Here is a 12,477-nt window from a genome sequence, read left to right as displayed (position 1 = left end):
GCCTCGGTTTCCGGGGTTTGACCAAATACGGTGTATTCCCCCCCCATTGTCCCCCCCTCCCTAAAAAAATGAATCTATCTTTCTATTCTGTTCCCGGCCGGCCTCGGCGTGGGGGACTGATGATCGGCTTATTGGTCGTCTTAGTTGTTGCAGCTACCGCGGGGTGGTTTGGGTATTCGTATGTATTCAACGCGGAAGACGGTGTTTCGCAAGCTGACCTGATCCAAGGCGAAGTCACGCGTGGTTCGTTCGACCATATCGTTCTCGAGCAGGGGGAAATCGAAAGCAGCAGCAATATCGAGGTCCTCTGCGAAGTGGAAGCTCGCGGAGGCGGTGGCACTCCGATTCTCTGGGTGATCGACGAAGGGACTCGCGTCAAGGAGGGAGACAAGTTAGTCGAACTTGACTCGTCAGAGCGTGTGTTGGAGATGAAAGAAGACAGGCTTGAGGTGATTACGGCCGAGTCGAATGCTGCCAGCGCGAAGGCGAATTTGGAACAGGCAAAAATCTCGCGTCAAGAATACGTTGAAGGTGTTTTCGAAACAGAAAAAAAAGCGATCGAAAGTGAAATTGCGATTGCGGAACAAGATCTTCGCAAAGCTCAATTGGCGCTTCAAAGTAGCGAACGGCTTGTAGCCAAGGGGCTCGTCAAATCGTTGCAATTGGACGCCGATAAATACGCGGTGGCCAACGCAAATAACCGTCTCGAATCTCATATTGGTCGGCTTCGCGTGCTACAAGAATTGACCAAAAAGAAAATGTTGGTCCAATACGACAGTGACATCGATGCGGCTAAGGCAGCTTTGTCGGCGCGCGACAGTGAATTGCAAGAAGAAAGCCAAGACTATGCCGAAAGCCAAGACCAAGTCGATAAGTGCATGATTTACGCGCCCGCCGACGGCGTCGTCGTTTATGCGAATCGATATAGTAGTCGCGGTGGAAATTCCGAATTTGTTGTTGAAGCAGGGGCGCAAGTCCGCGAACGACAAGCGATTATTCGTTTGCCCGACCCCACTCGGATGCAAGTCAATTGCAAAGTGAACGAGTCCCGAATCACGCTGATCCAATCAGGCATGCCAGCGAAAATTCAAATTGGCGCCATTGCGGGGATGATAGTCAATGGAGCGGTCATTAAGGTCAACCGCTATGCGGAACCGGGAAGTTGGTTCAGCTCGTCGATCAAAGAATACGCCGTTTTGGTTGAGATCATTGACCCGCCCGAAGAGATTCGAACGGGGATGACGGCCGAGGTCCAGATCTTTGTCGAGCAAATCAAAGACGCCGTCCAAATGCCGATCCAAGGTTTGTACGAGCATGGCGGACAAATGTTCGCGTTGGTGCAAAAGGGGCCGCAGCAGTTCGAGACTCGTGAGGTCGAAATGCGAGCGACGAACGATAAAATGGCCTGCATCTCCGAGGGAGTTGAAGAGGGAGAGACAGTGATTTTGAACCTTCGGTCTCATCTGAATTTAATGGATTTGCCGACGCTCGATATAGCCGACACGAGCGACATGTTGGAAATCGCACGCGATCGCGCCGCCGAGGCTGCAAAACGGGGAATAGAAGCCGGTGCAGACAACGGGGCTTCGAACGTGCAAGGCCCAGTGGATGGCCGCTCGAATCCCGGCGTTTCAGGCGGTGGGCGTCCCGGAGCTAGTGGCGCCGGAGGTGCTGCGCGTCCCGGAGGCGGTAGACCTCCCGAAGGTAGTGGCGCAGGACGTCCCGGAGGCGGAGGCGCAGGACGTCCCGGAGGTAGTGGCGCAGGAGGTCCCGGAGGCGGTGGTGCTGGGCGTAATAGTGGCGGAGGCCCACAGTGAGCACGAAGGAAGCGTATTCACCGGGCGATCAGCCATTTGCATCGGAGCCGGTGTCACCAGCGAGAATGGCGACTTCGATTCGCGATCTAAAGAAAGAGTATGTGCTCAAAAGTGAAACCGTTCGCGCTTTGCGCGGCGTGTCATTTGATGTGCCCGAAGGAGACTATGTTGCGATCATGGGGCCTTCTGGGAGCGGCAAAAGTACGCTTCTGAATTTGCTCGGATGTTTGGACAAGCCAACCGCTGGATCACTGATGCTAGGTGACGATGACATTAGCGTGTTATCCGATGACGAATTAGCCGAGATTCGCAGCGAACGGATTGGGTTTGTATTCCAGTCCTATAATTTGATCCAGCAATTGAGCGTGGTCGAGAATATTGAGGTGCCGTTGTACTACCAAGGCAAGCTCGGTTCAAGCGAGCGTGAACGGGCAATCTTATTGGCCGAACGAGTCGGTTTGAAAGACCGGCTCGACCATCGGCCTGCCCAATTATCGGGCGGCCAGCAACAACGTGTCGCGATCGCACGCAGTTTGATTAACGATCCCTATTTTATTCTCGCTGACGAACCAACCGGTAACTTGGACTCGGTCACGACCGACGAAATTTTGGAGATTTTCGACGAGTTCAACAATGAAGGACGCACGATCATCATGGTCACTCACGAAGATGATTTGGCCGATCGAGCAAAACGAATCATTCGGCTCAAAGACGGCATGTTGGCACTCGATGCAAAGGTTAGCGAAGAAAGACGGGACGAAACACGGCAAGCCCAACGACTCGCAGTCGAAGAGTTGTTGGCAAAGACAAATTGATCCATCCGTTCATCGTTTGCCGCTTGTTGAAACGGGCGGCCCGCATCTTGCCAAACACGAAATTACCCTTCCTTAATAGAGACACTTCCTAATGCTTTGGTTGAGAACCTGGCGACTCGGAATCAAGAGCCTTTCGCTGCATCCGCTGCGCACATGCTTAACAATGCTTGGTATCTTGATCGGCGTTTGGGCAGTGATCGTTTTGACAGCCGTTAGCCAAGGCGCAAGCGATCAAGTTCAAAAGCAAATTGAATCTCTTGGGGCAAACACGATTATTATCCGCAGTGTAAAACCTCCGGAAGAAAAATTAGCGGGAACGGCCGCCAGCCAATACGGGCTTCTGCGTAGCGACCTTGAATTGATTCTTGGAAGCGTTCCGACGATTGCTGCAGCAGTACCGATTCGTGAAATTCGACGTCAATTTACCTATGGCGATCGGTTGGTTGACGGGCGTTTGGTTGGCTGCACTCCTCTTTATGACGAGGTCAACCAACTCAAAATTCGCCCGAACGGCGGCCGGTTTCTGAGTGATGCCGATGCAATCCAAAAAGATACCGTTTGCGTTATCTCGGAGGGTGTCGCCGAAAAACTTTTCCCTTACGAAGAACCGCTCGGCAAGAGGGTCTACATTCCGGAAAACCAGGACTTCTTTAAGATTGTCGGCGTTTTGGAACATCGCAATGCGTCTGCGGCAATCGGTGGGTCGCTCGATTCGCAAGACTTCTCAGCCGATGTTTACGTTCCGATCGAGACACTGCGTCGCCGCGTTGGCGATACGATTGTGACTCGTCGAAGTGGCCAATTCCAAATTGAAATTATGGAATTGAACCAAATCACGCTACAAGTTGAAAGTGTCGACCAAGTCCGTACCACCGCGGCGATGATTGAATACATGCTTGCGCCTAAGCACGAAGAAACCGGCGATATTGCTGTGGTTGTGCCGCTCGAACTGCTAGAACAAGCACGCAATTTGCGATTGATGTTCTTGGGGATTGGTGTTTTGATCGCCTGTATTTCGTTGATCGTTGGTGGCATTGGGATTATGAACATCATGTTAGCCAGTGTGACCGAACGAACCCGTGAAATCGGGATTCGGCGCGCACTGGGTGCCAAACGCGGTGACATTGTTCGACAATTCTTGGTCGAGACTCTGGTGTTAAGCTTTGCCGGTGCTACGCTTGGGATCTTTCTCGGATTCCTTGGGCCGGGGATGTATCGCGGGCTGATTGCTTCGATACGCGTCGGTTTTCCCGATAAGTTCGCGGCGCTTCCTGATGCGATTCGAGAGGCCGAACCTTCGATCGTTTACGAGACGATTCCGCTTGCGGTATTGATCGCCGTTGCCGTTGGATTGATCAGCGGTTTGTACCCCGCGATTCGCGCCGCACGGATGAATCCGATCGAAGCATTGCGTCACGAATAGTCTCCTATGGCGGGTGCCGTACTGCCATTTGTTCTGGGGCAGCGTGCCATTTAGCGAGCTTTCGCGTGGTAAGAGGCGATTGTATATTGGTGCACAACGCACCAACACGTTCGCCTACATTTCAAACGCAGAAGTGATGGGCGATGATGCCCCCTTACAGAAAAGCAGTCGAGTGAGAATACTCTCGTGTTCGCTCGCCTCGTTCACCTATTTCTTTCCCAAAATCGGTTACTATGCAAAACGAATCGCCTGTCCCAATCACGTTCGCCCAAGCGATGCAGACTACCTTTAATGACGCGCCAAATGAAAGCCAAGTCAAGGTGTATGGCGTTCGCTACGTTTTTGTTGTCGATGACGACGGCAATGAATTCTATGTGACACGATTGGGTTGGCGGTTGCTTGAAAATTTGCAGCCCGAGAATTGGTATTCTGCCAAGGCCTATTCGAAGAGGGGAGAGCGGTTGGTCGAAGGCAGCGGTGTGGTTTATCGCGTTCCAACGGAAAACAAAGACGGAGTCAAACAAGATTTGGTCGTTAAGTTTTCGCGTTTTGCCGAAGAAGTACCACTACAAGTGGCCAAGACCTTCCCCGATAAGATGCCGGCCGAGGTGGTTGCTGGGGCAATGTTCAATGATCCGTTTCAAGAGTTTGGGTTGTTGGTGGACCTTAGGAACGGTCACTTTGGCCGAAAAGAATTGCAAGTTCGAACGAAACATCCGATTTGTATTTTCAGCCCTGCGCGGAAATGCGCACCATGGCGACTGGGGCGTGAACGAGGGCGGTTTGATCGTTACCGAACGGGAATGGCCGCTAACTTGGACTCAAATTATTCCAAGATTGATTTGGACTTTGAACGCCAATATGTCTACCTGTTTGCATGGATCAAAGGGATCAATGCCGATGTCAGTGCCCAGGAAGGCTTGATCACTAAGGAAGAAGCCGGCGAAGTGACCATGCAAGCTGCTAGTGACTTGCGAGAAAAGGGTTTCATGGTCTTGGATAACAAACCGAGTCACGTCATTCTGCGACAACGAAAAAAGAACGGCGAATTGTTGCGACGCAACGGTAAGTTGGTCTACGGTTTGATCGATTTTGAGTTATTGATGCGGACCGAAGATTACAAGAACTTTTTACGCAACCGAGAGAAAGAACGGGCGGCGCAACAGCAGCAACAGTAGTCGTTGGGCGTGCCGTTTACGCCACGTTGCGCGATGGTTTTTTCGTTTCCAGTAGTCCGTCTTGCATGCGGTAGCACACGTCGGCACTCTTGGCGATCGCATCATCGTGAGTGATCATCACGATCGTAAGATTTTCTTCTCGACTCAGTTGGTCGAGCAGGCTGAGGATCGTTTCGCCCGTATCGGTATCGAGGTTTCCGGTTGGTTCGTCGGCAAGCAATAGCTTCGGATCGGTCATTAGCGCCCTGGCAATCGCAGCCCGTTGCATTTCTCCGCCGCTCATTTCGGTTGGGCGGTGAGTAGCACGATGCAGCAATCCGACTCGGTCCAACATCGCCTCGGCACGAAGTCGTGCTTCGCGGCGGTTGCGGAAGTAGTTCCACAAGCTTTGCCCGATCATCATCGGTGCAAGGACGTTTTCGATTGCCGAGAGTTCAGGCAGTAAGTGATAGAACTGAAAGATGATCCCGATGTCGCGATTTCGGTAAGCATCCCGGCGTGCTCGAGACGCATTGTCGATGCGCTGGCCTTGAAAGATCACTTCGCCTGTGTCGGGAGTGTCTAGCGTAGCGAGTATATGCATTAGAGTGCTCTTCCCGCTGCCTGAACGACCAACCAGTGCGTTCACTTTTCCAGCGGTGATATTCACATCGACGCCGCGTAAAACGGGAACTTCGATGCGGTCTTTGTGGTAGCTCTTGTGGATGCCACACGCTTGCAGGACAAATTCGTTTTTCATGTTCTCAAGTCAGCTAATGCAGGTCGGTTTATTCGAATCGCAGGGCTTTGACGGGGTGCATCCGAGCGGCACGAAGGGCTGGCAGCACACTGGCCATTGCTGCGATCGCAACGGCACCTGCCATCACCCAGCAAAGGGTAAATGGATGAATGATCGTCGGTATTTTGGTGAAGTAATAGACGGTCGGATCAAAGACTTCTTGGCCAGTGATCTTTTCAATTACCCCCGCAATTTCGTTGATGTTGCTAACGAATAGCAATCCACCAATCAATCCCGCACCGCTGCCAACAAAGCCGAGCAAGAGTCCATAACTGAGGAAGATGCTCATGACGCCGCGGCCCGATGCACCGAGTGCTTTGAGCGTTCCGATGTCACGCGTCTTTTCGACCACGATCATGAAGAATGTCGCCAAAATTCCGAAACCCGCTACAGCGATGATCAAGAAAAGCAGGATATTTAGGATCGTCGTTTCGAGTCGGACGGCGGCCAATAACGGTCCCTGCATGTCTTTCCATGTTTGGATGTTGTATGCATAAACGTCCGGTGGGAATCGTCGGCGGAGCATATCGCGAACCTCGTTCAGGTTGGCTCCTTCGATCAATTTCAATTGAATCGTTGTGACGCTTCGGATCCCCGTTTGCGGATCAATCATACCGCGAAAATCTTGCAGTTTATCGAGTCGGACAAACGCGAATGTGCTGTCGTATTCGCTCATCCCCGATTCGTACAAATCGACGACGGTGAATTTTTGGTTGATGACTTTGGTGTTGTCCGATGCGTTGGGGAACATCATGCGAACATCGTCGCCTGGGCGACAATAGTAGTGGTCGCGAACGACGTTGTCTTCGTCTCGAAGTTTGGTGCTGCAGGTGGAAATCCCCAGGATGATTCCGGGGTACTGATCGACGGCGGCGTCAAATTCCTTGGGGCCTTCACCGTTGGTTCCCTCAAGCATTTCCGGTGAGAAGAACGGCGAGATCGTCGGGCCATCCGACGCAGCGACGGCCGGAGCGTTGGCGGGTGGTTCTTCGCCCCGTTTCTTTGCCAGTTCCGCATTGGCTTTAGCTTTGAGAACTTCGATTCGTTCTCGTTCAAGCTCAAGAGCTTTCTCGTATCCGGCTTTAGCGCGGCGGTATTCCCAACCCGATGCCGGGAAACCTTCGCGGTCCGGAGCGAACCCCTGTTCACGAAGATCAAACGAGACGGACGATTGGTTTTCCGGGTGCAGCAGGAATTGCCCGAATTGGCTGACCGTGTTGTAGGTTTCCGGATCGAGGCCAACTAAGTTGACATGACGCGCGATTTGTTGGCCATTGAATTCGATGCCTAGCATGCTAGGAACATGAACGCTGACCGAGGAGCCTGCGATTTGATCGCCACATACTGATTCGATTTCTTCCAGGTGGCGTTCTGGGTCGGGCATGCCACCACTGATGTGACATTCGATCAAGATGTCAGACGCCAAACCGTGGAGCCGGTCATGCATTTCAGCAGAAAACCCGGCCATGACACTGTTGACAACGATCAATGTAGCGACGCCAAGCGTTACGCTGATGATTGACGCGAGCGCAATGTAGCGAGTCCGCAAATAACGGAAGCAGAGCAACCAACGATACATAGCCGTTCCTTTGGCGGAGCAAGATGGGAATCGTCCTGACAATTGACGTGCTGGGAGTGTAGAACAGAGAGCGGGGCGGGGTAAACGCCATTAATCCCCGTAAAAGCATGATCTTGAGGTGCAAATCGACGATTTCTGATATCTTTCAAAACTTATGCATCTCTACTACACCGACCATTTTGAATTGCCGCTACCAGAGGGGCATCGATTTCCGATGTCAAAATACCGCTTGCTGCGCCATCGAGTGGTGAACAGTGACCATCATCGCGACGATCCACTGTTAGTGCCGCCTGCGGCGACCGACGACCAGCTTTGTCAGTGTCATACGGTAGCTTACGTCGAAGGAGTCAAATCAGGCTCGTTGTCCACTGCCGAGATTCGGCGGATTGGGTTTCCTTGGTCGGAGAAGATGGTCGAGCGGTCGCGGCGAAGTACCGGGGCGACCATCGCCGCGGCTCGCGCAGCCATGGTCGAAGGGATCGCGGCAAATTTGGCCGGTGGCACGCATCACGCGTTTGCCGATGCGGGTGAAGGATACTGCGTGTTCAACGACGCCGCCGTTGCAGCAAAGACACTTCAAGCCGAAGGGGGCATACGCAGCGCGTGTATCATCGATTTGGATGTTCACCAAGGGAACGGAACGGCTTCGATATTGGCGAACGATCCATCAATGTTCACGTTCTCACTGCATGGCGTGAAAAACTTTCCGCTACGGAAGATGCCTAGTGATTTGGATGTCGGGTTGCCAGACGGGACCGGTGATGAGGATTATTTGGCTGCGTTGGCCGACGCACTTGCGATCGTCGAGAAGAATGGGCCATTTGATTTGGCCATCTACTTGGCCGGTGCAGATCCGTTCGAACATGATCGGCTTGGCCGATTGTCGCTGACCAAGGCGGGCCTTCGAAAACGAGACGCGACCGTGATTGATTGGTGCCAACGTCGATCGATTCCGCTTGCGATAACGATGGCAGGTGGTTACGCGCCCTCGGTCGAAGATATCATCGAGATTCACGCGGGGACGTTAGCATTGGCGACGTCGGCATTGGCAAACGAGTTGGAGTTGAAACGGTTACCTAACTCCTTCGAACAATCTTGAACCGATCCGTACCATCGTTGCGCCTTCGGCAATCGCAGCGGCGAAGTCACCGCTCATTCCCATCGACAATTCGGGCAGTGAGATCCCTAGCCGCTGCTGAAGATCGTCGCGAAGGCTGCGTGTTTGCGCGAATTGGGCTCTGGCATCTTGTTGGTCGGTTCCCCATCCGGCCATTGCCATTAGACCAACGACGTTGACTCCTTCGCTTGGCAAGTGGGTCAACAAATGTTCGACTGCTTCAGGCGATAAACCGGTCTTTGCTTTTTCGCCACTGATGTTCACTTCCACTAACACCGTCGTGGTCCGCCTTTGCAGGATTGATTCGTCGGCAATTGCCGTCATCAATCGATCGCTATCGACACTGTGAATCAATGGACTTAACGGCAACGATCGGCGAATCTTGTTTCGCTGCAAATGCCCGATCAAATGCCAACGCACATCCGCGGGAAACGTGACCGCTTCATTTTTCTGCCAAAGTAATTGTGGTCGGTTCTCACCCAGAGCGTGACAACCGGCTTGGGCCAAGGCAAGCGTCGTTTCAGCGTCAACGTATTTTGAAACGCCCACGACGTGTACGGAATCGGCTGGGCGGCTTGCCGCATCGGTGGCTGCGTGGACATCGCGAACGACGGATTGCCAATTTTGCCGGATTCGATCCTTCGTTTGCTGATCAACCATCGTTGGACTCATTATCGTCGACGGTAACCAATTCTTCCAAATTACCGTCGCCCATATCGAAACGGGCAGCAAAGAAGTCGGCAATCAGATGTTTTCCCAGGACGGTGCGACTACGGCGGTTGCCAAGTGATCGATACAGCATCCATTGCTCCGAGCCGATTTGAACGCGATACCCTACCGCTTCGCGAGCGGGACAGATTCGTCGTTCATCGGCGACCGTTAAATTTCGCCAAGTGCGTTTCCGCTTGAATCGGTTGGTTTGGAAATCAAACCAGAGTGGACAATAGAGCGCGCCGGAGCCAACGGCCTCGACTACCAATGCATCGTCATCGGTGGACGACAACGTAGCCATCGTTGGACCGCTGCTCCACTCCGATGCCGACAATGGCATGACGAGCGCTTTTGGTTTTCCGGTGGTTAGAAATACTTCGCGAGTCTCTGTTTCCGAAACGACCGAAACGTCTTCGGTCGTGGGGAAACGTGTGCGATAGAGAATCTTTCGATTCTTATCGTCGCTTTCCAACGGCATTTTGGGCATCACGCTGTCGGCGAACACCAAGCAGCGATCTTCGCGAATCAGCAGCCATTGTCGTTGCAGCACGACGCCACCGGACCATACTTGTTCGATTTCCAGGTAGTGGACATCGTCGTCGGTATGTTCACATGTAAACGTCCATTCGCCGATCGGTTCTTGTGGTTCACCGTCGATCTCGATGGTGGTTTCGATTTTGCCCGCGGCGATCATGGACCGACCGGCATGCAATTCGATCGTGTTGTGGATGCCGGAATACTGTAAATGCGTCCGTCCGCGGCGCACGTCCCACTCCGGCAACAGGATTGCTTGTTTGGCTTGTTCACAATGGCAAAACGATTCTGGCAACGAGACTTCCCACGCCAACCGGCCACCTGAATGTCCCTGTCCGAGTGCCGCCTGCATTGCTGGATGAAGCGAGCTGGGAGCGAACTCCGTGGCTTGCATTAGCACACCGTAGTCCTTCAAGTCATCCGTGATTTCTTTCGGCGACTGTTGGCTGAACGCGGCTGTGCCGTCGGGCGTCGTCATCGCGGCGGCCCAAGTCGCGATTTCGTCACCAATCGAAGCGGCGCTGAGGTTGGATTTTTGCTTCGTTGTCTTTTCGATAAGCCGTTTGCATCGCAGCAGCGAACCGAGAACCAGTCGCACGTTTGAAGGCTCTGACAAAAGCATCGGTAATGCCTCTTCGTTGCGCTCGACCCAGCGACGAAAGGACTCAATCGATGACTTTTTCAGTCGCTGACAGGAAGGCAGATCGGCGAGCCGCCACGCTAACGTCAAGCCGAGTTCAGCTCCTCCGATCAGCAGCGACGGTGACGCAGGGGCGGTCGTCTGCAACGTTGATTCGCGATACTGTTGCAGCGTTCCGAGTAGATCCCACCACAGCGCGGGTTCGAACTGTTTGGCAAGCATTGGCATCGCGGCGGCCCAAAGAATGGCGTCGTGACAGGCAACCGTGTCGCTCGGGCAACGAGCGAGTCGATCGATGATTTGCTTGGCCGGTTCAACGAAATCGATCGGACGGGATGACTTGCGACGTTTTGGTTTCTGGTCACATGCAAGTTGGCTCAATGCATCGCGAAGCGGGTCGACTTTTGCATCCAACGATGTAGCTAGTCCCCATCGGTAGACATTGCCACCGATTGCCGGCTTTCCAAAGAGCATCCTGGCGGTCAACTTTTTGTTTCGGGCCGCGACCTTTTTGCGCAGCCGTTTCCACTGGTCATCATTCATGGCGTGTGAAACATCGGGAATGTCTTTTGGCTCAACGGTTTTGGTGGAGATTGGTTGTCCGCTTTCGCCCCCTTGCGCACCAGCCGGGGCGTCTAGCGAGGCGGAGGTATCGGTCGACATAAGTTACAAGTTTGAAAGAAGATCAGGTTGGTGGAATACAGCTCGGCAACGAGGGCCAAGAGGTGGTAGAGTATAGCGAAACGGTGGAGTTCTCGTACCTGACTGTGAGCAGGCCCAGGGAATAACAGGTCCCGAGAATCCGCAAACGCGTCAAACCTGCCAAAAGCCCGAGTTTAATTGATGAAGATTCGAAATAGCTTGTTTTGTTGGATGTTCTCAGCGAGTTTGGTTGCTTTTGTCACTGTCAATGCAGCGGCACAAACGACCCCCAAACCAACTGCCCCCCTACCCTCACAGCGGTTGTTGCCGACTCAGGCGGAATTGACTGAAATGATGGACGAGGATGAGGATGAGGAGAAGCCGGCGGAAACGCACAAGGCTCTCGAAAATGAGCCGGCGGTTGAGAATCAAACGTCTGCTGAAAAGAAGCCGACAGTGGAAGAGGCTCTGCGCGACGCTTTCTTGCCGCCTCCGCACGCTAGACCACTTCGCAAAGATTCGTTTCTATGGGTCGATCGAGACAAGAAGCGGGTGTATATCGATGGTTATTTGGCGATGGACCGCGGACCACTTGAGATGTTCGCATGCCCGCGAGGTACAAAAGAGCACGAGTCGATCGTCGCGACGATTGCCCGATCCAGCGAAGTGCATGCTGCGTTATTGGCCGTTGGCACGATGCCAGGCACGCCGGTCCGGTTTGATCCTGAATTCCTGCCGCCGACCGGTCAACGCGTTCGCGTTTGGGTGTCGTGGCGAGATGAAAAGGGAAAGTACCACGTTTCGGATGCCAGGCGATGGGTGAAAGAAAGCGAAAGTGGCAAGCAGATGCAGCCCGATTGGGTCTTCGCAGGTAGCGGTTTTTGGACCGACCCCAGCGATAACAAGCAGTACTACCGAGCGGACGGTGGCGACATGATTTGTGTCTCGAACTTCAGTTCCGCGATGTTGGACATCGGAGCAGCCAGTAGCGCGAGTGCGGATTCGCTGCTCTACACTCCCTTCACCGGGCGAATCCCGCCAAGGCATACCTTGGTCCGGTTGACACTTGTTCCGATCCCCATCCCAACGGACAAACCCAAACACGAAGACGCCATCGACCCGGACAAACCGCCGGGCGATGAAATATTACCAGTGAAGAAGTAGAAGCGAGATTTCAAGCGTTGTGTTGAAGTTCGTCGTTTCTGTTTCGAAGTTGCCACGCACCAAATTGGGGGCACTTGAG

At 53.4% G+C, this 12,477-nt stretch carries 10 protein-coding genes; 6 read left to right on the top strand and 4 right to left on the bottom strand.

Features of this window, described 5'->3' with window-relative positions; translation table 11 throughout:
- The first annotated feature begins 68 nt into the window (after window positions 1-68).
- The 4 genes from CA13_RS03295 to CA13_RS03280 all read left to right on the top strand — a co-directional run bounded on the left by CA13_RS03295 (window position 69) and on the right by CA13_RS03280 (window position 5,233).
- Window positions 69-1,817: an efflux RND transporter periplasmic adaptor subunit gene (locus CA13_RS03295; RefSeq protein WP_419193882.1), complete on the top strand. Its 1,749-nt coding sequence runs from the start codon at window positions 69-71 to the stop codon at window positions 1,815-1,817.
- A 65-nt stretch (window positions 1,818-1,882) separates the two neighbouring features.
- Entirely contained in the window at window positions 1,883-2,632 is a 750-nt protein-coding gene (locus CA13_RS03290) for an ABC transporter ATP-binding protein (protein ID WP_146403365.1), read from the top strand.
- Window positions 2,633-2,723: 91 nt separating this feature from the next.
- Window positions 2,724-4,055 (top strand): ABC transporter permease, encoded by a 1,332-nt coding sequence (locus CA13_RS03285; RefSeq protein WP_146394582.1) that lies wholly within the window; start codon window positions 2,724-2,726, stop codon window positions 4,053-4,055.
- Between the two features lie 233 nt (window positions 4,056-4,288).
- Entirely contained in the window at window positions 4,289-5,233 is a 945-nt protein-coding gene (locus CA13_RS03280; protein WP_146394581.1) for a hypothetical protein, read from the top strand.
- Window positions 5,234-5,249: 16 nt separating this feature from the next.
- On the opposite strand, the gene CA13_RS03275 is transcribed toward CA13_RS03280, so the two are convergent.
- Complete coding sequence (locus CA13_RS03275) at window positions 5,250-5,972, bottom strand: ABC transporter ATP-binding protein (RefSeq protein WP_146394580.1); 723 nt, start codon at window positions 5,970-5,972, stop codon at window positions 5,250-5,252.
- A 28-nt stretch (window positions 5,973-6,000) separates the two neighbouring features.
- The gene (locus tag CA13_RS03270) at window positions 6,001-7,590 is read right to left on the bottom strand and encodes an ABC transporter permease (protein WP_146394579.1); all 1,590 of its coding nucleotides are present in this window, start codon (window positions 7,588-7,590) and stop codon (window positions 6,001-6,003) included.
- Between the two features lie 154 nt (window positions 7,591-7,744).
- Between CA13_RS03270 and CA13_RS03265 the strand changes: the two genes are divergently transcribed.
- Window positions 7,745-8,689: a histone deacetylase family protein gene (locus tag CA13_RS03265; protein ID WP_146394578.1), complete on the top strand. Its 945-nt coding sequence runs from the start codon at window positions 7,745-7,747 to the stop codon at window positions 8,687-8,689.
- Here the strand turns inward: CA13_RS03265 and CA13_RS03260 are convergent.
- Together CA13_RS03260 and CA13_RS03255 are read right to left on the bottom strand one after the other, a co-directional pair.
- The gene (locus CA13_RS03260; RefSeq protein ID WP_146394577.1) at window positions 8,663-9,367 is read right to left on the bottom strand and encodes a YggS family pyridoxal phosphate-dependent enzyme; all 705 of its coding nucleotides are present in this window, start codon (window positions 9,365-9,367) and stop codon (window positions 8,663-8,665) included. The genes CA13_RS03265 and CA13_RS03260 overlap by 27 nt on opposite strands.
- Entirely contained in the window at window positions 9,360-11,255 is a 1,896-nt protein-coding gene (locus CA13_RS03255; protein WP_146394576.1) for a hypothetical protein, read from the bottom strand. Before CA13_RS03255 ends, CA13_RS03260 begins: the two co-directional genes overlap by 8 nt.
- 180 nt (window positions 11,256-11,435) lie before the next feature.
- On the opposite strand from CA13_RS03255, the gene CA13_RS03250 reads away from it, so the two are divergent.
- Window positions 11,436-12,398 (top strand): YdjY domain-containing protein, encoded by a 963-nt coding sequence (locus CA13_RS03250; protein WP_146394575.1) that lies wholly within the window; start codon window positions 11,436-11,438, stop codon window positions 12,396-12,398.
- The last annotated feature ends 79 nt before the right edge of the window (window positions 12,399-12,477 follow it).

Source organism: Novipirellula herctigrandis, assembly GCA_007859835.1.
Taxonomy (GTDB): domain Bacteria; phylum Planctomycetota; class Planctomycetia; order Pirellulales; family Pirellulaceae; genus Novipirellula_A; species Novipirellula_A herctigrandis.
This window is presented reverse-complemented; position numbering and strand designations above follow the sequence as displayed.

Coding starts and splice junctions, on each gene's coding strand:
- CA13_RS03295 (WP_419193882.1), top strand. CDS start 69: ATGAATCTATCTTTCTATTCTGTTCCCGGCCGGCCTCGGCGTGGGGGA.
- CA13_RS03290 (WP_146403365.1), top strand. CDS start 1,883: ATGGCGACTTCGATTCGCGATCTAAAGAAAGAGTATGTGCTCAAAAGT.
- CA13_RS03285 (WP_146394582.1), top strand. CDS start 2,724: ATGCTTTGGTTGAGAACCTGGCGACTCGGAATCAAGAGCCTTTCGCTG.
- CA13_RS03280 (WP_146394581.1), top strand. CDS start 4,289: ATGCAAAACGAATCGCCTGTCCCAATCACGTTCGCCCAAGCGATGCAG.
- CA13_RS03275 (WP_146394580.1), bottom strand. CDS start 5,972: ATGAAAAACGAATTTGTCCTGCAAGCGTGTGGCATCCACAAGAGCTAC.
- CA13_RS03270 (WP_146394579.1), bottom strand. CDS start 7,590: ATGTATCGTTGGTTGCTCTGCTTCCGTTATTTGCGGACTCGCTACATT.
- CA13_RS03265 (WP_146394578.1), top strand. CDS start 7,745: ATGCATCTCTACTACACCGACCATTTTGAATTGCCGCTACCAGAGGGG.
- CA13_RS03260 (WP_146394577.1), bottom strand. CDS start 9,367: ATGGTTGATCAGCAAACGAAGGATCGAATCCGGCAAAATTGGCAATCC.
- CA13_RS03255 (WP_146394576.1), bottom strand. CDS start 11,255: ATGTCGACCGATACCTCCGCCTCGCTAGACGCCCCGGCTGGTGCGCAA.
- CA13_RS03250 (WP_146394575.1), top strand. CDS start 11,436: ATGAAGATTCGAAATAGCTTGTTTTGTTGGATGTTCTCAGCGAGTTTG.